Below are 21,467 nucleotides of genomic sequence, written 5' to 3'. Positions count from 1 at the left end.
TTTGACGACGCGCACCGCTTTAGCCAGCCGGCGCGGGCAGCGGACATCGTAGGCAGCGAGGTAGAGCTTGCGGGCCATGGTGTGCCCTCCACAGCAAGTGCTAGGGCCACAGGATGGCACCAAGCACAGTGGGAGGGCAGAAACGGGAAGCTTGCCGTGGGCCGCCCGTTAGGGGTCAGGGCAGTAGCTGATCGAAGGTTTCGGCGAGCAGTTTGTGTAGCGCTTGCGGGCTGTGCAGAGCCGCCTGGACGTCGGCGTGTTGGGGGTGGTCACCGTGCGCAAGAGCGTTGCGGAGTTGACGCAGTTGGTGAAAGGCGCGGCATTTCTGATCCTCTCTGCTTCGGCCTTGGCAGCTGTGGGCAAATGCATCGCTCGCAGCTTTACGCTTCTCATGGTGGTCAACGTGTTCGTTGCCGTAAAGCTTTCGAGTCTGCTGCGTGACAAACGCTTCGTAGCCGTAGAGCGCGGCGCGTAGGTAGTCCTTGCGCTCCAGTGCACTGCGGGCGTGAGCGGCTTGGCGAACGTGCAGGTGTTGACCGTCGACCCATTCGATGTGAGCTTCCAGAAGCGGCTGGAAGAGACCGGCCGGACCCGGCAAGGTGTTTTCCTTCAGCGCGCTGCGTACCCGGCGGTAAGGGCCTCGGGCGTGGGTCCCTTGGTGGATCGTCTCCTTAAAACTGCCTTGTGCCAGATCCTCGGCAATTTCTGGGGCATCCTCGCGGAGAAGGTCGGCCACGAGCGAGAGATCGCCCGTGGTGCGCGAGTACCGGATCGCCTCCATCCAGTCGGCGAGCGCAAGAATGCCGGCGATGTTATGCATCTCGGCCTCTTGAGCGCCCGGGGGCCATTGGGCGTACCACAGGGCATCCACAGCAAAGGGTTCGGAATCGGCCAGTGTCCGGCGGTACAGTGCGGCCATCATGGCGACCATGGGTAGATGCCGGAAGCCGTGGGTGATGTCGATGGTCAGCCGATCACTGCCCGCAGTGGCATCGACCAAGGTGTGGAGAATCTCCCATGTCTGGTCCATGCCGGGGACGTCAGGGATCAGCCGCAAATCGATTGTGAATGGTGCCGCTTCACTGAGCGCCGTGGCGACCTCCTCAAGCTGTGCTGCGGTCGTGACGGCGCCATCGACACTCTCCACGAGCGCCAAGTCGCACTCTTCGCTCAACTTAGCCTGAGGGTAATCAGCGATCACCTGGTCCCACATGCTCCCCGAGGTGCCGAGTATCACTAGGCGGTCGGGCTTAGTGTAGTGGGCGATGCCGTTGCCAATGAAGGCGACGCCCTCCTGCACGACGTCTTTGGGAAAGCGGTAAGCGATCCGGTCGTAACCGTGCTCGGGACGGCGGGTGCGGCCGATGAATGAGACAAGCGTATGCATTTTCAGGCTCTCCAGGGATGTCGATCAGAATCAGCAAGTCGGATAGGGAGGACACCCTCTGCGGGATCGTCTGGTTCAATGAGACGGTATCGACCGAGGCCCATGACTGCACTCTTGCCCGTATGGACCCACTGGCCAACCCATAGCAGCGGCCAGATCGGGGCAAGATCTCCCTCAAGTCGAAAGTGCCCAACGAGACCGCCAAGCGGTACACGCTGACCTTGGCGGCTTGAATAGCGGTCGGCGTCTTGCCACCGGAGGATGGGGTCACGCAGGGTGACTGCCGAACGGGAGTGTCGGGCGAGTGCGATGTGGTCTATGGCGGGTAGATCCGCATCAAGGCTCTCGATACGTCGGAGCAGCGCCGTAAGAAACGTATCTGCGGTGAACTGTTGCGCTTTCAGTAAGCGGCCGTTTCGCTGTAGCCGCAGCGGAGTCTCCAGCACCACTTGTATAGGACCCGATGGCGGGGCAGGTGGGCGCAACGTAAATGCCGGGAGCGGTGTCGCTGGTGCCGGTTGCGGTTGACCATCAACCGGGTGGCTGACGGCACGGAGCAGTCTTAGCGGGACACCGCCTAGCTGCAGCCGTTGCAGTGCGCGATAGAGCGCCGGCCAATGGGCTAGGGCGTCGGCAAACAGGGTCATGCCGAGTTCCAAGGGGGCATCGGGCTCGATGCGTTTTGCGCCGTTATCCGCAACCAGAACCCAGGGGCGTGGCGGGTCGCGGAATCGCGCTGCGAGGCCGGCGGCACGCAGCGGTGGCTCAAAAAGTTGCGCATAGGCGCAGCGAGGGGCTATCCGGCACCCTTGGCAACGGTCCGCTCCAGTGATACATGCATCGCCACGCAGGCGAGCGCCTATGGCACTGCGCCATAGCGCGCCCGGCTGCTCCGGCAACACAACAGGGCGCGGCGCTGCAAAGGAGAGTCGTAGGGGGTGGACGCGGATCAAGAGTGTGCGCCATCCTGCAGTTGTTGTAGTCGCTTCTCTTCCTCGACCAAGTCATTCAATCGCTGGTCGCGTTTTTTCTTGTTACCAAGCGCTCGAATTTCGTCTCGCCGTTGCGGGATGTGTTCCAGTGCCACCGCCGCCACAGCAGCGATCTCGGTAGCGGGCACAACCCCTCTCTCCAGCTGATCAAGCAAGAACTTATGTGTCGGAGTCTGGTCTTTTCGTTGCTCGAGTAGTTCCTCGGCCAACCGCTGTCCGGGCGGCAGTTTGGCGAGTTCCTGTTCACGCTGCTCAGCTGCACGGATCTGCTCCCGCGCTTCCGTCTCTTGGCGTAGAGCTCGTTCGTCCACTTCTAGGGCGCCGTAGCCGACCGCTGTTTTGGCCCCGAAGCCAAGCCAGGCGAATGCGTGAGCGAACAAGCTCTGCAACAGGGCCTGCCAGCGTTCCGGTCCTCCTGTTCCTTGGCTGGACTCGAGCAGCGCGGGTGCTGAATGGCCGAGCAGAGTGCGGTTGCACTGAATATGGAAGTGAAAAGCGCTGTTGGTCGGGACGGCGAGGAAGTGGATCGGTACCGGCGCACCGTTATCATGCGGCGGATTTTGCCCGGTATCGTCCCCATAATACTCGGACTGGTGCGGAGTCATTATCTCCCAGACTAGATGGCGGCCGCTTCCCGGCTTAGGGAACACGTCCCAAAAGCACAAGGCGCCGCGCCGCCGCTCCGTCTCCCCGCCTTCATCTGGACCGGGGCTGCCGAGTAGTGCTTCGATCTCGGTCCAACTCCAGTCACGACCCTGATCCTCAAAGTCGCCTCCCTCATAGAGCTCGCGGGCGGCTTGGCGAACGATCCCCTTGACGCCGCTGCCCGCTAGATACGGCAGACCGTAGGGCGTCAAAAAGGCGAAACCGTTCTCCAATGGATGCTCGATGCCGAGCCCGGTAGAAAAGGGGCTGATGCTGGTCGCCGGCAGTTGCAGCGTGCTTCCAGGCTCGACCTGCTCGGCGCCCCTGAGCAGGAGGTGTTGGCGCTCTAAGAGTGCGCTGAGACGCTCGCGGTCGTCGTCCGTCAGCGGCAGCAGCTGCTCGAGGGGGGCGGATTTCGTCTTGCGCCACCGTTGGTCCCAGATCGGGAGATAGAGGGCAAAGCGGTGCCCCGGTGCGGCTTCGCGGAAATCAGCTCCAAGATAGGCGGGCACGGCTGCACGACTCATGAGCTTCGCCCCCCGACGCGCGTGGGCGCGATCTGGCGGATCCACCGCAGCCACGCCAACGCCTCGCTAGTGACCGACTGAAATTGTTGTGGCTCGGCGTGGAGCAGGGCCTCCATGACGGCTTCGTAGCCTGGATCTTGACCGTTGCGGGCCTTGAGTAGCTCCGGAAACTGCATACCTAGCCAGCTGCGCAACTGGCTGGCCAGGGCGGCGTGATGCGCTTCCCCCTTACTCGCCTTTTCCTCAAGAAAAGCGAGTGTCTGCATCAACCCGCTATTCATGATCAGTGCTGGTACGCCCTTGCAGAGCTTAGCGTAAGCCTCCGTGCAGGCTGTGGTGGCTCTCCAGGCGTCAGCAGCGCGTTGTTGTTCAAGGGTCATCGGGGTCATTGCGTACCCTCCGCAAGTCGGGCTGTTACCAGGCCGCGGCCAGTGGTGGCGTCACCTCCGATCTGTAGGGTGTTGTGATCCAGGGCCGTGCGCAATTGGCCCATGACCGCTGCGCTATCAAGGCTCTTTTCGCCGCTGCGCTCAGCGCTGGTCATAACTGGGGCAACGAGTAGGCTCTCCGGGGGGAGGTTTTCGGTGTAGAACAGAAAGCCGCCATCGGCGGTGCCGGTTTCCGGGTCGATGCTGACATGGGGCTCAATCACCATCGCATTGCAACTGAAGTAAGCCAGATCGGTATCTGAGAGCACCACCAGATCACGGGCAAGCTTGTCGCGGAAGTAACCATTGTGTGCGCTACTGAGTGCGTGCTCGGAAAGCCACTCTCCAATGGCGGCCACTCCTGGGTCAGCCTGTGCGGCGAGTTCGAAGACCTCCAAGTGGAGCCGGCTGCCGTCGCTGGTCAGCTTCTCCAAGCCCCCGGGAGTTAGGGCCGCCGGTGCGCGCGTTTGATCGCCATCTGGCAGATCGGGAACCGTCCACTCGTGATGCACACCGATTTGGTTCAGCAACCGTTGTAGGCGGGCCAAAGCCAGCGGTGAGGTGGCGTAGGCGTAACCTTGGCGGCGAGTGCGGACGGGCAGGGCAATGAGCTGAGCATCGCCAATGCTGACCGCGCCGGCATGGAGCGCGCCGTCGCGTGGCCCGAAGAGCTTATCGGCAAACGCCTCGTTGCCACCGAGGGCTTTGAAGCCGTGGCGAATAGCGCCTTTGAGTCCAGAGCCGGCAAAACTCGGGTGCTGCGTGTGAACCTCGCGCTGGATCGGGCTGTCGATGACCCCGGTAGCGGTTCCTGCGCCCATGTGTACAGGGCTCACACTGTAGAGAAATAGGGCTGCATTGTTCTCGAACATGATCGGTCAGTCCTGCCTTTCAGACGTTGGCGATGACGAAGCGGTTAAAGCCTTCAGCTCGCCGTTGTGGATCGTGATTATCGGGGGTTAGCCCCCAAAGACCGGTGTTGGCAAGCTTGCCAAGTGGCTCTTGCCCCCCTTCAAGGTTTTTGAGCCAATAGACTGTGCCAGTCGAGGCTACATTCTCGGCAGGCTTCGGCCGCCGATGAGCCAAGTCCCAGCCGCTGACGGTTTGACTCCGTGTCACTGCAGCGGCAAGCAGCTGCGCTCGGCCGCCCGGGTAGTGCCAGACGCCATTGGCGTCGAGTCCCGGCAATGCCCATCCACCCGGGAAGAGTCCCGGGCTAGTAAGGATCAGACGAAAGGTATCGTGCTCCGCGATAGCGGTCTTTGTCTCGGGCGGGGAATCGACCGGGTGCATCCAGGCGCCGCGCCCGTCGCCGCCTAGGCGCAGGGTCATCTGCGCTGGCAGGGCTGCGCGATCGACACCGTCTACGGTGACCCAAAAGCCGCAGCCAGGCCTCATGCTGATCCCTTCTGTGGTGTAAAGCTGGCTGTCGGCGGCAGTACGCTGCTTGGGGTCCAAGGCGATCCCTAAGCGTGGGTCGCTGGTCCAGAGTTGTGAGGAATGGACCAGGCTTTCCGGGGACGGCAACTCCCCTCGGCAATATTGCTCCCAGCCCGTTCGGGTGAGCCAATAGCCGGTCTCGGGTTTGCGCCGAGTGGTGTGTCGCAGTGCCAGTAAGTTCGGTAGCGGTTGGCTACCAACAATGCCCGCAGGCAGAGGTTGTGGCTCTAGGCGCTGGACTGCAAGTGTGTCTGTAGTCTCCTCTCTCTCGACACAGAGGTCGGCGGGCAGTATGTAGAGAGGTTCAATCTGATCTGCCGATGTGCCACGAGCGAGTGTGGCTCCGGTGAGGACGAAGCTGCCTGGTGCTTGTGCTGTACCAATGATCTGGTCGAAGGGGTGCGGCAGGGTACCCGCAGCAACCCGTTCTGGGGCGATGCCCGCGGCCATCAGCATAGCGCTGCGAAGCGCACCGGCGAAGACAGACGGCCACGGGGGCATCAGCGAACTGCCCGCGTCTCCAGGCTCACCGAATAGGCGGTTGCTGCGGAAAAACAGCACGTCTTGAGGCTCAATGAAGCGATGTTCGGCCATGGGTTATCTCCGACTCTCGCGAGCAAGGAACTCGGCAACGCCGACGAGGTGGCTGAGGCGCTGGCGAATCTCAGCGGCACTCGCCAGGGAAGTGCCTGTCGGCGAGACGCTCGCCAGCCGCGCGAGGCGCCAGGAGTGAACCGGTTGGCCCTCGTTCTCCAGCTTTTGGCGGCAGAACTGGTGGTGCAGTACGCTTTCAAGGTAACCGACCACTCCTTCCGAGGTGGCGATGGCCTCGGGTTCGGGCAAATCGGTGAGCCAGTTGGCCACGTTATAGGCCGCACGCCGTGAAGCCTCAGGGGTTACGTGGAGTGCTTCGGAAAACTCCTGCAGGGTCGTCATTTCGTCGATCTCGGCGATGGGTGATGACCAACGTCCGACGTGGCGCAACGCGCCGCCGCTGCGCTTAAGTACGGTCACGGCGAAGGCATCACGCGCGCCCTCATTTTTGGCTCGCTGTTCCGCACGTTTCAGCTCCTGGATCGCGACATTGAGGGGTGTTTGGTGGTGGGCGATCACAGCACCCATGGAGGCGGTCGCCTGAGCGCCCATGCTGAGATAGAGGCGCCCCCGGCGGTGAGTAAAGCCCCCAGCGTGCCACTCCTGATCATCTGCTTTGGCAGACGTAGCATGGGTGCCCGAATAAGCGTGGCGCAGTTCGCGCATCGCACTGAGTAGATCGCCTGTGGGGAGCATCGCCATCAAGTCATCGCCCCCGGCATAGAGAATGCGACCATTGTGGTGGGTCTCGACCACCCAGCGTGCCAGGGTTGAGGAGAAGTCGTTCAATGCGCCAGAAATAGCCAAGTGGCGTGCTGGGGAGACCGCGCGTGGCGTGTTCAAGTAGGCCTGCAGCGCGGCATGGTCACTGAATCGCTGATCCAGTGCGGCCGCAAGACTGGGATGGAAGGCCTTCCGGTAGGGGATTGTGGTGCCTTCGCCGCCGGCGAGCCAGGCCCCCATGCGGTCACCGTCCATCAGCAATAGAGCGTAGTAAGCTTCAGGATCGGTACCGGTGATTTGGCGGATGACTTTGCGCGCAAGTCCCGGATCGCCCTCTTCTGACTCACGCTGTTGTTCCAGCCAACCGGGTAGGTGGGCCAAGAGTTCTCCTTGGTCGTGACGCCGCAGCCGCGCGTTCAGGCGCCGTGGCAGCGCTACGCGTTCGGCAGCGTGGATCTCGGCAATCTTCTCGTCACTGAGACTCCCGGCCGGATTTGGCTCCTCTGCTGCACGCATCAGGGAGGTCGCCAGCGCCATGGTGTGCGTCGAGACGACAAACCGAGGTGGCCTCTCCTTGCCCAGCCGCTCGGCGAGTTCTTCGCAGAAGCGCTGCGGCCATAACCGCTTGAGTGCTGCCAAAGCGCCTAGGTGTTCGCCCTTGCGTGCCCAACTCGGGCGCTTTTTGGCCACCCGGCTCCAGAGAGTCCCTTGTGCGGCGCGTTGGCCTGGCGGCGTCTCCAAGTCTTTGCGGTCGGGTTGGTGGGTCAACCACTCCACTTCGCCGGTCAAAGAACAGCGGTAACCGTGTGCCTTTTGGGTGCTGAATGGACGGGTTGCTTTGACCCCGCTCATCACCCGTTCTCCGAGCTCGTAGAGCGCTGGATAGAGAACACCCGCATTGGGTTGGTAGAAGGTGGCTGGCGTGCCTGTCTCCGGATCGGTAACCTCGATAGGCCGCTGTAGAACGCTCCAGGCCGTGGAGCCGAGGAACCCGGGGCGCGCCTCTTGAGGGGCGTAGAATGGACGCATGGCGTCGGCCAAACGCTCCGGGTCAGGTGCGCTTTGCGCGTTCGTGGCGACCTCATCCCAGCCCACTACCGACCAGTAGATCTCTGGGAACTCGGCGAGCTGATCCCGGGCTTGCTGGTAGGCTGGCGTTTGTGGATCGTCGGGCAGATCGGCGATGCGAAGTAATTCGCGGACAACGCCCGCGGCCGTCTCTTGTATCCAGGCGCGCACGTGGTCCTCGATTGCCTGCCCGATTGTTTCTGCTTGGTCAGCTGGGACTAAAGCCAGGAAGCGGTTGGGTAGGGCCGCACTGAACAGCGGGTTGGTGTCGCTGATGTTGTTTTCCACCCACGATTCGTGGCGGAACAGAGTCGGCTCAAGCCCCTGCTCCAGGAGCCACAGGTCGACCTGCGGCACACCGCGTAACTGTGGAAAGAGTACGGCATCCGGCCCGATTCGCTCACAGACCACGCGCATCGCCTCCCACGCGAGCCGGGCGAGCAGGTGAGAACCGGCCCACAGATCGGAAGTGGTGCGAGCGGCAGCAATGAAGGGCTGCACTGGGCCTATGGCGACATTGAGCAGCGCACAGCGATTTTGGCGGTCGCCAGCGAAAGCCCCCGCAAACGCAGAACTCAGATCCAGGTGTTGCCAGATGGTGTGATCCGGAATGCGAGTATCAGCCGGCAAGTAGCGCCAGAGTTCGCCGAGCCCTGTTGCATCACCACTGATTGCCGGCTCGGGGCCGAAGCGCCACAGCGCCAACAGGGTGCGCCAGGCGTCCACAGCGCCGCCTTCGTCGCGATGAATGAGAGCGCGGAAGTGCTCTAAACTTCCGGCTTTGAGCGTATCCAAGTCGAGGTCGCGCAGATTGCCGTGGGCGCTAAGGTCGATAGAATCGCCGGTTAAGGGGTGGCGCAGGATCGGGCGGTCGGCAAAGTTGACTTGGCTCCAGCGGGCGAAGCGGTAACCGCCCTGTTCCCTAGGAAACTGGGGGCGATCGGCTGCCGAGGCCCAGTGATCGGCCTTTTTAACCAGTGACCAAATGCTGCCTTGTGGCGCTTCACCAAAGACCTCGGCGATCAGCGTGCGCACGGTGCCGCCTTCGTGCCCGGCGGGGTCGCGCAGTAGGACCAGCGCCTTTTCCGCCGGATCGTGGAGGCGGGCCAGTAGCTTGGTTCGGACCAACTCGGTATCCATGGGAGTTTTCTCTATCATGCATCTACTCGCTTGAGGTCGCTCTGCTGGTCAAGGAAGCTGTGTGCGCTCTGCCAGAGCCTGGGGTAATCGCGCCGATCCGAGGCTGGCAAGGCCTGCCAGAGTGCCGCCTCGGGTCGGCAGGGTAGGTGCACGATCTGGCCACGATATTTTTGCTGATCGTCGCGGACGACTTTAAGCTGCAAGGTATTGGGAATGCGAGCATTTCTGTCGAGGCCCCTTTGTGCCTGGCCCGTGACTGGCGAGGAGAGGAGCGGACGTGGTCCGTCTGCTTCCCGGCAGAGCCATTTGCGCACTTCACCGAGTCGACGCAGCGCACCCTCCCAACTCTCATACGCGGCAGTGGTCTGCCACAGCAACAGGCCTTTTGAATCACAGCCGATTGCGTGTATCCAGGACTCCTCTAACGCTGCCTCCCAGGGACGGCTGAAGTCCGTTAGATCTAATCCGGGCGGGTCCGCGAGATGGCATGCGCCCCACCCGTTGCGGTTACGGCCACCCAGACTGCCAAGCCGATGGAAAAGACCCAAAGCGTTATCCATAAACGCTGCACCCTCATGTTTCGCGGGCCAAGCAAGACGTATTGAGGCCTTCTCCCCAGCGGGTAGAGCGCTTTCAGTGGCACCTTTTGTTTTCACGCGCCCATAACCCAGGTACCCGTCCGCCGGTAGACCGTTGGCCATCCGCAGCTGCGATTTTTTCACCGACTGTTGCCAGCTCGAATCGTGACGGTCACCCCAAAGTCCTTTACCCGGGGTCAACCGCAATCGGACTTTGCTCTTTTCTCCATGGTTACCGGCAGCATCCCCGAACAACCTCCCTTCCAGCAGGCGAAGCTCGGGCAAACGAACCCCCTGTGCAAAGGCAGCAACCCGCCACCAACGGCGAAGCTGTGCCTTGATCGGCGGCGACCGCCAAGCCGCGCTCTGCCCGGCATCGCCGAGAAAAGTCGGTGTGAGCACCTCCAATGTAAAGTTTCGTTGCTCCATGATGCTCTCCGCTTCGTTGTGTGGCCCATAGTTTCACCCCGCAAATCCGCAATCGGCACGATCGCAAGCTTGCGATCCCGAGCGTTCGATTTCAGGGCTCTCCCTTGATTTGAATCTGTCCCGGGGTGAGCAGCAGGGCATAGGTGGTGTTGGGACGGCTGCTGCACGTCTGGACTTGGTAGCGCACTACCGCCTGAGCCGGCAAACCGCTGCGCTCGGCGAGTGCCCTGTTGAGTCGCGAGCGGGTGCGCTCGAAGTAGTTGGAACTCCCCTCTGCTTCGAGCTCAGCGCGCGCTGAGTGGAGGTTGTCATGCAACGACGAAGTGCTGCCGTCGAGCCAGTCGATGTAGCGCGCCAACTCCGCTGCTGCGTCGTCATCGAAACGCAGCGGCGGTTCCTCCCGCAGGGCGCGCTCGGCAAACCACACCAACCAGACGAAATGGGTTGGGGAGAGCTTGATCTCCCGCCCTTGAAGCGTGGCGGTACGTTCGGCGAGGTTGAGGGTGAGCTGCGGCGGTGTCATGACTTGCTGTGCGCAGGTCACGGCTTCGCTGAAGGAGAGGCCGGCGTACGGCAGGTCGCTCCCCAGCTCCTCGCGTAGGCGCACGAAGGGCAGATCGGCTAGGCGTACTTGTGCCTCGGCGGTGCTGATGAGGTCGTTGCGTGCTTGCAGCTGCAGCGTGATCGGCTGCGGCGGGGGATAGAAGAAGGAGGGGTGCGACTCGAACGGCGGGTTGACCAGGACGTGGCTCAGCCGATCCCCCGGGCGCCCGTAGAGTGAAAGCGAGTAGCCGGCGTAAAACCCCATGGTCTTACGTCCGCCGGCAAGCGAGACGTGGAGCTGCCTGCTCTCTTGGGTCAGGGTGCGGATGCGTTCGTGGATCAGATCGGCGGCCGCCGCGTTGTCGTCCTCAGTGACGATGTCGCGCAGCGGTTCGCCGTTGGCGCCGCGCACGACCTCGATGCAGTGCTCATCGAAGTGCAGCGAGCTGCGGTCGATGCCGTAGTCGGTACAGAGCTGGTCCAGATGACCGTATCCGCCCCCCTCTTTGAGTAAGGTGAGCATGAGGCGGCGCTTGCCTTCGGTGGTGGTGATCACCTCGATACGGTCGGGCAGGTTGGCTTGATCCTCCCGAGCAAGGGCGTAAACGGTCTCGGTCACCACCTGCGGGGTGAGCCCGGTCACGCAGAGCAGGACGTTGTTCCCCTGATCGGCCATAGCCTTGTGTTCCTTGTGCGCGGTTGTCGATTGCGCCAAGTATACGGGTCGGTCTATGCCAGGGGCTGCTGGCTGCAAGCTTGCCACGGGGGGCGATGCGTGAGCAGAGCGTTACTTTGAGGCGAGTTGAACCACATAAGAAAAGGAGCGCACTGCCGTGACCACTTGGTTTGTTACCCGCCACCCTGGAGCAGTCAGCTGGGCCGCACGTCAAGACTTAACCGTCGATCGAGTGGTTGTTCATTTGGATGCGAGCGCTGTCGAGCCGGGCGATAGGGTGATCGGCACGCTACCTGTCCACATGGCCGCCGCGATCTGCGAACGCGGAGCGACGTACTGGCACTTAGCGCTTAGCCTCCCGCCGCAACTGCGGGGGAAGGAGTTGAGTGTCGAAGAGATGGAGAGGGCAGAGGCGAGAATCGAGCGCTATCACGTAGAGAGGTTGTAAGGGGGGTATCCCCGACGACATCGCGCCCCATCTGATTCGATCAGGCACGCTACCGCCAAGCCCGTGCATTCTGCCCGTGCCGCCCAGAGGAACGCCTTGGCCACTGCGGGAGCGTCATCCTGCAGTGGTACCAATCAATCAAGGCCCGGGGGGAGGGCGCAGGTTCGTACGCTATCCAATCCCTGGGCGCTTGGCAAATAATTCATCGGTCTTCCTCTTTAGCGGAGCGGTTACGGCTACGGGAGGCGTAGCCCACCGATCTGGAACGCTAACGCGATGAGGCGAAGGCGGAGGCAGTGCAGGCGCGGGAGGAGCGAGGAGGAGCCGTGGAGCAACCTGACCAGCGATCCCGCCTGGCGAAGTAGCGCCAATATCGGTACGGGCAAGCTCAGATCGCCACGGCCGTTGCTTAATCCCTTCTCAAACAGGGCAGTCCTCAGACGCGACCGAGTTTCGCTACTGGGCCTTCCACTATTCGTCTTAATCCCTTCTCAAACAGGGCAGTCCTCAGACTAGGGGAGCGCGAGCGCATGGAAGCTGAAATAAGGTCTTAATCCCTTCTCAAACAGGGCAGTCCTCAGACCTCGAGGCGATCAGCAATGAGGTCGTCGATGCACGTCTTAATCCCTTCTCAAACAGGGCAGTCCTCAGACGCCGCCTCCCCCGCGATGTCGAGGACCGCCTTTGGGTCTTAATCCCTTCTCAAACAGGGCAGTCCTCAGACGCCGCCTCCCCCGCGATGTCGAGGACCGCCTTTGGGTCTTAATCCCTTCTCAAACAGGGCAGTCCTCAGACCACTTGGGATTCTGAAATGGCGCACATTGTGACGGGTCTTAATCCCTTCTCAAACAGGGCAGTCCTCAGACTGACCGGCGAGCCGAAGCCCGACATTCCTTGCTAGTCTTAATCCCTTCTCAAACAGGGCAGTCCTCAGACAACGTGCTGGTTGCGATTCAGATGGGCATGGAGGTCTTAATCCCTTCTCAAACAGGGCAGTCCTCAGACTTGATAAATTAAGGAGGGCTGGCTTGTAATGGGTGGTCTTAATCCCTTCTCAAACAGGGCAGTCCTCAGACCAAACGGCAATTCAAAATCAGCCCGGAGATGTGTCTTAATCCCTTCTCAAACAGGGCAGTCCTCAGACAGCGGGCGCTTAAGCAGTCTGCGGAAGCAGGTTGCGGTCTTAATCCCTTCTCAAACAGGGCAGTCCTCAGACTGCGCACGAATGTAACCATTGGTGCAAATCCCCAGGTCTTAATCCCTTCTCAAACAGGGCAGTCCTCAGACTCGTAATCAAGTATCAAACTGCTGATGGTGTGCAATGTCTTAATCCCTTCTCAAACAGGGCAGTCCTCAGACAGCGCATGGAAGCTGAAATAAGAGAGAAACTGCTCGTCTTAATCCCTTCTCAAACAGGGCAGTCCTCAGACCCTTCGACGCCAGAAACCCTTTGCAATCAGACCCCTGCAAAGGGGGTTGAGGGAATTCCGGGCACCCGAGAAGTTTTGATACAATCTCATTCGTAGTCGATTCTCATTATAAAAGAGCGTGTTACCTACACGAACGCTCATTTTACTCCTAACCATCCGCTTCTACTAGACCTCGGCAAGATTTCGGAGCGCAGCCAGCTGTCGCTAGCACACCTCATCGGAGAACATGGGTCTACGCAGCTATCGTACTTCATCGCTTGATGAGGTCAGTGCCGATCCTGTAGGGCGGGTTGGGCATAAGGCCCGGGGAGAGAACGCAGACCTGTACTGCAAGCCGACCCTTCGGCTCTTAGCAAATCCCCCACCCGTGACGCCTACCTGAGGCACCCTACACCCATCCGCCGCCGTCCATTGCCGCTCATTCGCGCACCTCGGCGGCTCCAGCGCGCGATTCTGGCTGCCGTCGCCTTCCCTCGCGATCCGCCAAGTGCCACGCCGCTTTCGGGGACACTTTCGGGGACACTGCGTCTGGCGATTGTCTCGGCGAGCACGGCGCGGTAGGCTTGCCGCCTGGAGTCTTGACCGGCCAATGGAGTGGCCTGCCCATGCCAGCGCTGTACCCATATCCTCGCCCTCTGTCGTTGTTATCTGCCGTGGTGAGCCGTGCCGGCCGCCAAGGCGTATCTGCCTTTCCCTGCGCAGCCACGACCAACGCCACCGCCGAGCCGACCGATGCCGCTGACCGATAAGCGGATCAGTCAAGCTCAGCCCGCCCCTCGCCGCTATAAGCTCTTCGACGGCCGTGGGCTCTACCTGCTGGTTGCTCCGAGTGGCGGCAAGTGGTGGCGGTGGCGATACCGCTTCGCCGGCCGCGAGCGGCATCTGAGCCTCGGCGTCTATCCGCGGGTCACGCTGAAGCAGGCGCGGATGCAGCGCGATGCAGCCGCGCAGCAGTTGGCCGCGGGTACCGACCCCGGGGCGCGGCCGGAGGGGGAGGCGGTGGTGACGTTCGCGGCCGTGGCGGCGGAGTGGCTGGAAGGACAGCGGCCGACACTGGCAGCGGCGACGTGGGCGCTGGCCGAGCGGCGGTTGGCGGTTTGGGTGCTGCCCACCCTCGGGGCGCGGCCGGTAGCCGAGATCGCCCCCCCGGAACTGCTACGGCTGCTGCGCCGGATCGAGGCGCGCGGCCGCCATCATACGGCACACCGGGTACGGCAGCGGCTCGGCCAGATCTTCCGCTACGCCATCGTCACCGGGCGCCTTGATCGCGATCCGACGGCCGACCTGCGCGGGGCGCTGACTGCGGCGCCGGTTCGCCACCGGGCGGCGGTAACGACCCCGGAGGCAGCATCGGATCTGCTGGCAGCGCTCTCGCGCTACGGAGGTGAACCGGCTACGGTGGCAGCGCTGCACCTCTTGGCGTTGACTTTCGTTCGTCCCGGCGAGCTGCGCTGGGCGACGTGGGAGGAGTTCGACCTAGAGCAGGGGGTGTGGCGGATCCCTGGGGTGCGGATGAAGATGCGCCGCGATCATCTGGTGCCGCTCTCGCGCCAGGCGGTGGCTTGGCTGCGTTGGCTTGAGGCAATGAGCAGCGGCCGCGGCTACGTCTTCGCCACGACTCATCACGACCGCCCCCTGGGCGCCAACACCCTCAACCAAGCGCTGCGTAACCTCGGCTACGGTGAGCGCATGACCGCGCACGGCTTTCGCGCCTTGGCCTCGACGCTGCTCCACGAGCAGGGTTGGCCGCCGGAGGTGATCGAGCTCCAGCTGGCTCACGCCCAGCGCAACGCCGTTGCCGCCGCCTACAATCGCTCGGCGCGACTAACGGAGCGCAATGCCATGATGCAGGCGTGGGGCGACTACCTCACCTCGCTGCAAGTAGGCCGTTCAAGACCCTTACCCCTCCAGGAGATGCCCTATGACCGCGATGCCGTCTGATCCCCGCCACTGCCAGCGCTGTGCGCTCTGCCACCACCGCAGCCAAGTGGTGCTACCCGACGGTCCTCAACGCAGCGTGCTGGCGGTGGGGGAGGCCCCGGGCGCCGAAGAGGATCGCCAGGGGGTCGGCTTTGCCGGGATCGCCGGCACCAACCTCGATCGCGCCTTCGAGCGAGCCGGGGTGGCGCGCAGCGACTACGCCCGCGCGAACGTCGTGCGCTGTCGGCCGCCGAACAACCGCCCGCCGAAGCGGGCCGAGGTCGAGGCGTGCGCCCCCTATCTGGAGGAGGCGATCAAGGCGCTCGATCCGGTGGTGATTCTGGCGGTCGGCCGCAGTGCGGCCAAGCGGCTGATGCCGGAGTGGGTGCGGTGCGGCAGCTACCTAGAGATCTGCGAGGCGCAGCTGGCGCGCCGTCTGGAGGTGGGCCGGGGGCCGATGTCCTACTTCGGCCGGTCGCTGTTGCTGATGCCGCACAGCTCGCCGCTGGCGTGGAACCGCACCTATCGCCGTGCCGACGGCAGCGAAGGGGCGATTCGCGAGCTCGGGGAGCAGGTGGTGGCCGTGGCCGCGGCGTTGGCGCGCGATCGGGCGGATTAACTTTTGGTTTCTAGTGCAAACTTTTGGTTTGCGTATGCTGTAACGCGCTGATGCACTAAGGAATCCGTGCAGCCTTGGCGAAAGGTTCGGCTGGGCGGATCTGCTCGAGGGCCACATCCTTGTCCTCGGTTTTACTCCCCCTCTGCAGTACTCCATGGCCCGCGGCGCCCTCGCTTTGCTTTGCTTTAGCTTGTCTAAAAATCAGCGCTTGGCCCTGTGGACCCTGTGGGCGAGAGGCCTGAGCGTGTGGGCAGGCGGTGGGCAACCCGCAGGGTTGTCCACGGGCTGTCCACACATCCCGAAGGGCTCAGGCCGGCCCGCAGGGCTCGTCCACAAGTCCACCAGGGCAAACCGAGCAACTGCAAGGCGGCAGCCGTGTGGTTGGTGAATCGCGGGAAGAGCGTGCGATGCTGCGCTGCGCCGCGGTTACTCACGAAAGGCCTGGCGCAGAGCGAGCAGCAGCGCAACACAGTCGTCGCGCCGCACCTTGGGCGGGAGTTCGAGATCGAGCAGCCGCTGCCACTCGTGCTCGGTGATCTCAAACTCAGCGGCAAGCGGTCCAGCGGCAAGCTCGCGCAGGCCGGCCGGCGCCTCCGAGTCGTGTAGCAGCTTCTCAACGGTGCGGTTGGTTTTGGCAGGCTGAGGCTCTTGCTCGCCATAGAGATAGGAGAGCGTGGTCCCGAGTTCCTTGGCAAGCACGAGCAGCCCCTCAGTCGATGCACCGCGGCCGGTGCACTCTAGGCGCGAAATGTGACCTTGGCTGAACCCGGTACGCTTCGCTAACTCAGCTTGAGTGAGACCTTGGCGCTGGCGAAGGTGACGAACACGGAGGGGGATAACGCGAATCATCAGCCAGCCTCAAAAAAGGTAGAAATAATTCTGGTTAAACCTTCCACGAATCGTGGAACTATGATATACAAAGCGCATGCATATTATGCACTAGAGGAATATCCAGTGGCTCATGGAGGAGTCCGATGCAGGGAAGCGCTCGGGTAGTAGGTCAGGGCGGCGTAGGGTCGCAAACCCCACAGGGTGGGGGTGCGCGATGAGTTTAGACGCTACGCGCTGGGCATGGTCCCAGACGCTCGAATCCACGGAGAAGCTGGTGCTCTTGGCGCTTGCAGATGCCGTGCATAGCCACGGCGGCAATGCCAGTTGCTGGCCCTCGGTCACCCGGCTGATGGGCCTGACCGGGCTAGCCCGGCGCACTGTCTTCAAGGCGCTCGCCTCGCTCGAGGCACGGGCGCTGCTCCAGCGTGACCCGGGGCACCCTGGCCGCTCGACCGTCTACCGCCTGCAAATCGACTCGCATCCTGCCGCGGGCAACCGCTCCGGCGCTTCACGCAAAGCCAGCCCGCCGCCACGACGCTACGAGCCCCCCGCGCAGAGCCCCGATTTTATCCCTGCTGATCAACATGGAGGTGATCAGACCATGCAGCACCAACCATCCCCCGAACCCGCCGCAGCGTCGGCCGATAACGCACGACCGAAGCGACCCTCTTACGCCCTCAGCGACGAGCAGCAGATGCGCTTTGAGCGCTTCTGGGCGATCTATCCGCGCCGCATCGCCAAGGCCGAGGCGCGCAAGGCGTGGGCGCAGATCGACCCGGATGAGTCGCTAACCGGGCGTATCTGCATCGCGGTCGAGGCAGCGCTGCTGTGCGATCAGTGGCGCCGCGAGCGTGGGCGCTTCATTCCGCATCCAGCGACATGGCTCCGCCGTGAAGGCTGGGAGGACGAGTACGACGTCGCGATTCCCGGGATCGCGAGGTGTGGGGACGACCGGGTACAGGGAACCGTAGATGCGATTCAGTGGCTATTCAGGGAGAGCGGTGATGCAGGAGCAGACATTCGGCAATGCGATGGCGTACTTGGCAGCGGCGTACAACCGGGAGATGACGCGCGAGAGGGCGGCTGTCTATTGGGATCAGCTGCACTTACTCGAGGATGAGCCGTTTCTGCACGCGGTCAAGAGTGCGGTGAGTCTTGAGGAGTATTTCCCGACCGTTGCGCGGCTGCGCAGCCACTATCGCGATGTGATCGTGCGGCGGCGCCAAGCGCAGCCACCACCGGTGTTACCGCCGCCGGTCAACCCGGATGTGGCGCAGCACTACATCGACAAGATGAAGGAGCTCCTACGATGCGACAGGCCCCTTTAGAGGCTGACTTCTTCGTACGCATGCGCCCGGGAGCCTGGGCACCCCGGCGGGCAAGCAGTGGGTCCGGGTGGGATCTCCGGGCGGTCGGCGGGCACCGTTTGGCGCCTCATACGCACGGTTTGGTGCCGACTGGATACAGCCTGAAACTGCCTCCGGGGCATGTGGTGCTGCTCTGTCCGCGCCAAGGAACACCCATCGCCCCCGGGGTGCGCACGCTGAATCTCCCGGCCGTGGTCGGCCCCGAGGACGACGGCGAGCTCGATGTGGTGCTGGAGAACCGCAGCGACCGGCCGGTGACGATCACCGCGGGAACGACGCTTGTCCGTTTGCTGCTGCTGCCCTCGGGGCACTTTTTCGGCCAAGCCAGTGCGCTTGCCGGCCGGCGTCGCGAGGGTGCTGGGATTGCGGGCTATTTGTAGCCAGCGGCGACGAGCCGATCGTTTGGGTCGGAGCGCATAGAGAGGATCCCAAAACGGCGGTCGCGTAGCGGGAGCGCGGCCAGTGCCGGAATCATCCCGCAAGGAGAGTGACCATGACGGAGAGTGTTCGCAGTGTAGTGCAAGGGGCCGATCACGGCTTGGCGTCGGTCGGCCGGGTGCCGAGCCTGGTCGAGCAGGTGCCGGTCGAGCTGAAAAAGCTCACCGTAAGCAGCTCGGGCAAGCTGCAGATCGTGCTGGAGTCGGAGGCCCTGTCGGATGAGGCGATCGACAAGGTTCGGTCGTTGCTGACGCTGCAGCAGGGGATGGTAATGGCGAGCTTCGATGCCACCCTGGATGGCCGTTTCGATGCCTGAATCGACTAGCACTTATGCTCGTCAACCGGCGGGAGCTCCTAGAGCCCTCGCCGGTTTCGGTTTGGGGGGGCGGTGGTGTGTCCGTCTCAGTGCGCTGTTGCTGATCGGAGGTGGTGTCAGTGGCGTGAGCGCACAGCCGCTCGATGAGGCGCTGCGGCTGGTGATGCGGGTTGATGCTCAGGTCACGGCGCGGGCCGATGAGCTGCGGGCCATCGAGGAGCAGCCGCGCTGGAGCTCCGATCTGTCGTTATCGCTGTCGCGCGGTGAGAGCGAGTTCGGGGCCAGTGACAGCAGCCGGGCGATGCTCTCGGTGACCATCCCTCTGGTCGGGGCCGGCCGCGAGCGCGAGCAGGCAGCTGCACGGCACGCACTGGCGGCCGAGGAGGCCGGGGTGCGTGAGGCCTTCCTCAGCGCGGTCCAGGAGCTACGGGTAACGGCGCTGGAGGTCGAGGCAGCGGCAGAGCGGCGGGCGCTCTATCACGATCGGCTGGAATATTACCGCGAGGCGGTCGAGGCGGGCATCGCCACCCCAGAGACGCTGTGGCGAGAGGCAGAGCAGCTGCAGGAGGCCGAGCACCGCTATCGGCAGGCGGTGGCACGGCTCGATGGGCGCCGCGAGGAGGTGGCGCGTCGTTTTGGAGGGAACCAATGGAAGCAGCTACAGGACTGGTTGGTCGCGATCGCGAGCTAAGGCGGGCGCGCGAGACGCTGGCGAAGGGCGCCAATCTACTCATCACCGGAACCGCCGGCATCGGCAAGACCGCACTGTTACGCCACCTCTACCAGGAGCTTGCACCGGAGCGCCCCTGTCTCTGGGTCGCCGAGGGCACGGCCAAGGAGCAGGCCCTTGAACTGGCGCGGCAGACCCACGAGCGCATCGGCCTGGTACTCCCGGAACACGTAGTCCCGAACCGCTACATCGCCCGGGCGCGGCGCGAGGGCGTGCAGTGGGAGTGGGTGAAGCGCTCCCTGGGGCGCTTGCCGGCGCGCGAGTGTACGGCACTGGCTGCCGCTTCACTGGCCGCAGCCGATCGCCCCGGGCTGGTCTTTGTCGAGTCGTTGGAGGTGCCGCCGTCGCAAGCCGAGCAGTTCGCCGCGGTGCTGGAGGTGGCGCAGGTGGCGGCAGCGATGGACGAGCTTAACCGCCGGCAGCGCATCCGCAAGCTGCTGTGGCGCTTTCCCGAGCGTGAGCGCATCGAACTCCAGCCGCTGCAGCAGGAGGCGACCCGGGAGGTGGTCGGACGCTGGCTCGATGCCCACCCGGTGGAGTTTGAGCCGCCGCAGGTGCGGGAGGCCTTCGTGCGGGCTGTGGAGCAGGACAGCAGCGGTGTGCCGGCGGCGATCGAGGGGATGCTGGAGCAGGCGGCATCGGAGCGCACGGTGACCTGGAAGCATGTTCGTGCTTTCTCGCACGAGGCTGGGACACGCTTTCTCGACATGACACCGGTGGTGATTGTCGCGGTCGCTGTCATCATCGCCGCGCGCTACATCGGCCTCGGCGCCAACTCCACCGAGCTCTACGTTCTCGCAGGCATCGGGATGGGCTTGGCCGTCGCGGTGCGCTTCTTCGTGATGCCGATGATGGGACGGAAAAACTGATGCTGGCCCCGACGCATATTCTCGGTGGTCAGGTCGCCTATCTGGCGGTGGCGTGGTGGAGCGGTCACCAGCCGGTGCTGGCCGAAGCGGTGGTGGCGATGGCGATGGCCCTGGTGCCTGATCTCGACTGCCGCCAGTCGATCGTCGGACGGATGGTGCCGTGGCTCTCGGGCTGGCTACATAACTGGGTCGGTCACCGCACGGCCACGCACAGTCTGTTGGCGGTGCTGCTGGTCACGCTGCTCGCCTGGCCGCTGCCGGAGGGCTACACCATGGCCGTGGTGGCTGGCTTTGCCTCGCACGCGCTGCTCGACATGATGAGTGCCAGCGGCGTGGCGTGGTTCTGGCCGTCGCGGGCGCGCTGTGTGCTTCCGGGCAACGCCCAATGGCGCATGGAGGCGATGGGCAAAGGTGAGCTGATCTTCGCCACTCTGCTGGCTGTGGTGAGCCTGCCGGTTGCTGTGGCGGCGGAGCGCGAAGTGGGGTTGCTTGGGACGGTGCGCGATGCGCTCGGCGACATCAGCCAGGCGCGCAGCCACTACGACGCTCACAAGAGCGAGGCCGCTTGGTGGCTGCATGTGCAGGGGCAGGACAACGAAGCCTTCCGCGCGGTCGAGGGGCGCTTTGCGGTGGTCGGTGCCTATCGGGCAGATGGGCTGATCGTCGAGACGCCGGAAGGGGCGCGCTCGGTTTGTCGGGCCGAGGCGTGCGATTGGTACGCGCGGCGGGCGGTGATCGAGCGCGGCCCCGGTGAGCGCACGACGATCCGGCGTGTGAACGCCGAAGGCGTGCCGGCCGCCGCACTGCGCGAGGTTCTTGCGCCGCTAGAGCGGGTCGGCACGGTCTACCTGCTCGGCGAGGTCACCGGGGAGCGGCTGCATGGCCGGGGGCCGACGGTGCAGGGGCGGGCGACCGGAGCCACGCTGCGCTACGCGCGGCCGCGAGACTTAGCGGCGTGGGGCGATGCCGAACTCGAGCGCGTGGAATTGGTCGTGCAGGTCCGTCATGCCCCCGGGCAGCTGGTCCCGGCGATCCAGCCGCTGGCGCCACGAGCCGTCGAAGTGGTGCAGATCGATCAACGGATTCTGCGGTACATGCCGCAGCGGCAAGACCAAGGAGGGGTGAGATGAGTCGGGTGCGTCAGGTACGAACAGGGCTGCAGGCGGTCTACTACGGCGTGCGTAGCGTGCGCCTGCTGCCGGGTCGCGGGGGTGGTAGGCGAGCGTGGCAGAGGCTGCGGGCGAGCCGAATGGTGTGGTTCTGGGGGGTGATGGCAGTCGGGTTGGTGGTGCCGTGGGGGTGGTTGGTGGTGGTGGTGCGGTAGGCATG

Annotated in this window: 21 protein-coding genes and 1 CRISPR repeat array; of the genes, 11 read left to right on the top strand and 10 right to left on the bottom strand. The window is 63.6% G+C overall.

Going from position 1 to position 21,467, the window contains the following annotated elements; all coding sequences use genetic code 11:
• Window positions 1-175: 175 nt before the first annotated feature.
• The 9 genes from csx2 to csm6 form a co-directional block, all read right to left on the bottom strand.
• Window positions 176-1,387 carry a TIGR02221 family CRISPR-associated protein gene (gene csx2 / locus CKO15_RS10875; RefSeq protein ID WP_200196088.1) on the bottom strand — a complete coding sequence of 404 codons (1,212 nt, stop codon included), beginning with the start codon at window positions 1,385-1,387 and terminating at the stop codon, window positions 176-178.
• A 2-nt stretch (window positions 1,388-1,389) separates the two neighbouring features.
• Entirely contained in the window at window positions 1,390-2,340 is a 951-nt protein-coding gene (gene cas6 / locus CKO15_RS10870) for a CRISPR system precrRNA processing endoribonuclease RAMP protein Cas6 (protein WP_200196086.1), read from the bottom strand.
• A complete protein-coding gene (gene cmr6, locus CKO15_RS10865) occupies window positions 2,337-3,551 on the bottom strand; it encodes a type III-B CRISPR module RAMP protein Cmr6 (protein WP_200196084.1) in 1,215 nt (404 codons plus the stop codon). Before cmr6 ends, cas6 begins: the two co-directional genes overlap by 4 nt.
• On the bottom strand, window positions 3,548-3,940 hold the full coding sequence (cmr5, locus tag CKO15_RS10860) for a type III-B CRISPR module-associated protein Cmr5 (RefSeq protein WP_200196082.1): 393 nt from the start codon (window positions 3,938-3,940) through the stop codon (window positions 3,548-3,550). The genes cmr6 and cmr5 overlap by 4 nt, the downstream gene beginning before the upstream one ends.
• A complete protein-coding gene (cmr4, locus tag CKO15_RS10855; RefSeq protein ID WP_200196080.1) occupies window positions 3,937-4,851 on the bottom strand; it encodes a type III-B CRISPR module RAMP protein Cmr4 in 915 nt (304 codons plus the stop codon). Before cmr4 ends, cmr5 begins: the two co-directional genes overlap by 4 nt.
• 19 nt (window positions 4,852-4,870) lie before the next feature.
• Complete coding sequence (cmr3, locus tag CKO15_RS10850) at window positions 4,871-6,013, bottom strand: type III-B CRISPR module-associated protein Cmr3 (RefSeq protein ID WP_200196078.1); 1,143 nt, start codon at window positions 6,011-6,013, stop codon at window positions 4,871-4,873.
• 3 nt (window positions 6,014-6,016) lie between these two features.
• The gene (cas10, locus tag CKO15_RS10845; protein ID WP_200196076.1) at window positions 6,017-8,962 is read right to left on the bottom strand and encodes a type III-B CRISPR-associated protein Cas10/Cmr2; all 2,946 of its coding nucleotides are present in this window, start codon (window positions 8,960-8,962) and stop codon (window positions 6,017-6,019) included.
• Window positions 8,959-9,951, bottom strand: a complete 993-nt coding sequence (locus CKO15_RS10840; protein WP_200196074.1) for an RAMP superfamily CRISPR-associated protein — start codon at window positions 9,949-9,951, stop codon at window positions 8,959-8,961. The genes cas10 and CKO15_RS10840 overlap by 4 nt, the downstream gene beginning before the upstream one ends.
• A 91-nt stretch (window positions 9,952-10,042) precedes the next feature.
• Window positions 10,043-11,170, bottom strand: coding sequence for a CRISPR-associated ring nuclease Csm6 (gene csm6, locus CKO15_RS10835; RefSeq protein ID WP_200196073.1), 1,128 nt, complete (start codon window positions 11,168-11,170; stop codon window positions 10,043-10,045).
• Window positions 11,171-11,327: 157 nt separating this feature from the next.
• Here csm6 and csx16 point away from each other — a divergent pair, with 157 nt between their 5' ends.
• The 3 genes from csx16 to CKO15_RS10820 all read left to right on the top strand — a co-directional run bounded on the left by csx16 (window position 11,328) and on the right by CKO15_RS10820 (window position 15,587).
• Window positions 11,328-11,618, top strand: coding sequence for a CRISPR-associated protein Csx16 (gene csx16, locus CKO15_RS10830; protein WP_200196071.1), 291 nt, complete (start codon window positions 11,328-11,330; stop codon window positions 11,616-11,618).
• A gap of 406 nt (window positions 11,619-12,024) precedes the next feature.
• Window positions 12,025-13,048: direct repeats of the CRISPR family, unit length 36 nt; unit sequence GTCTTAATCCCTTCTCAAACAGGGCAGTCCTCAGAC.
• A gap of 732 nt (window positions 13,049-13,780) precedes the next feature.
• The gene (locus CKO15_RS10825; protein WP_200196069.1) at window positions 13,781-14,989 is read left to right on the top strand and encodes a tyrosine-type recombinase/integrase; all 1,209 of its coding nucleotides are present in this window, start codon (window positions 13,781-13,783) and stop codon (window positions 14,987-14,989) included.
• Window positions 14,970-15,587: a uracil-DNA glycosylase gene (locus tag CKO15_RS10820; RefSeq protein ID WP_242464735.1), complete on the top strand. Its 618-nt coding sequence runs from the start codon at window positions 14,970-14,972 to the stop codon at window positions 15,585-15,587. The genes CKO15_RS10825 and CKO15_RS10820 overlap by 20 nt, the downstream gene beginning before the upstream one ends.
• Before the next feature lie 426 nt (window positions 15,588-16,013).
• Here the strand turns inward: CKO15_RS10820 and CKO15_RS10815 are convergent, their stop codons facing one another.
• Window positions 16,014-16,436 (bottom strand): helix-turn-helix domain-containing protein, encoded by a 423-nt coding sequence (locus CKO15_RS10815; protein WP_200196067.1) that lies wholly within the window; start codon window positions 16,434-16,436, stop codon window positions 16,014-16,016.
• 196 nt (window positions 16,437-16,632) lie between these two features.
• On the opposite strand from CKO15_RS10815, the gene CKO15_RS10810 reads away from it, so the two are divergent.
• From CKO15_RS10810 to CKO15_RS10775, 8 genes are all read left to right on the top strand, one after another.
• Window positions 16,633-17,538, top strand: a complete 906-nt coding sequence (locus CKO15_RS10810; RefSeq protein ID WP_200196065.1) for a helix-turn-helix domain-containing protein — start codon at window positions 16,633-16,635, stop codon at window positions 17,536-17,538.
• A complete protein-coding gene (locus tag CKO15_RS10805; protein WP_200196063.1) occupies window positions 17,483-17,746 on the top strand; it encodes a hypothetical protein in 264 nt (87 codons plus the stop codon). The genes CKO15_RS10810 and CKO15_RS10805 overlap by 56 nt, the downstream gene beginning before the upstream one ends.
• Window positions 17,728-18,165: a dCTP deaminase/dUTPase family protein gene (locus tag CKO15_RS10800; RefSeq protein ID WP_200196062.1), complete on the top strand. Its 438-nt coding sequence runs from the start codon at window positions 17,728-17,730 to the stop codon at window positions 18,163-18,165. The genes CKO15_RS10805 and CKO15_RS10800 overlap by 19 nt, the downstream gene beginning before the upstream one ends.
• Window positions 18,166-18,278: 113 nt before the next feature.
• Window positions 18,279-18,539, top strand: coding sequence for a hypothetical protein (locus tag CKO15_RS10795; RefSeq protein WP_200196060.1), 261 nt, complete (start codon window positions 18,279-18,281; stop codon window positions 18,537-18,539).
• 124 nt (window positions 18,540-18,663) lie between these two features.
• Entirely contained in the window at window positions 18,664-19,230 is a 567-nt protein-coding gene (locus tag CKO15_RS10790) for a TolC family protein (protein ID WP_200196058.1), read from the top strand.
• On the top strand, window positions 19,188-20,138 hold the full coding sequence (locus CKO15_RS10785; protein ID WP_200196056.1) for an ATP-binding protein: 951 nt from the start codon (window positions 19,188-19,190) through the stop codon (window positions 20,136-20,138). The genes CKO15_RS10790 and CKO15_RS10785 overlap by 43 nt, the downstream gene beginning before the upstream one ends.
• Window positions 20,138-21,268 carry a metal-dependent hydrolase gene (locus CKO15_RS10780; RefSeq protein WP_200196054.1) on the top strand — a complete coding sequence of 377 codons (1,131 nt, stop codon included), beginning with the start codon at window positions 20,138-20,140 and terminating at the stop codon, window positions 21,266-21,268. The genes CKO15_RS10785 and CKO15_RS10780 overlap by 1 nt, the downstream gene beginning before the upstream one ends.
• A complete protein-coding gene (locus CKO15_RS10775; protein ID WP_200196052.1) occupies window positions 21,265-21,462 on the top strand; it encodes a hypothetical protein in 198 nt (65 codons plus the stop codon). Before CKO15_RS10780 ends, CKO15_RS10775 begins: the two co-directional genes overlap by 4 nt.
• Window positions 21,463-21,467 lie beyond the last annotated feature (5 nt).

Origin of the sequence: Halorhodospira abdelmalekii, assembly GCF_016583625.1 — a bacterium.
In the GTDB taxonomy this organism is placed as follows: Bacteria; Pseudomonadota; Gammaproteobacteria; order Nitrococcales; family Halorhodospiraceae; genus Halorhodospira; species Halorhodospira abdelmalekii.
Note: the sequence above shows the minus strand (reverse complement) of the source record. Positions and strands in the feature narration are given on the sequence as shown.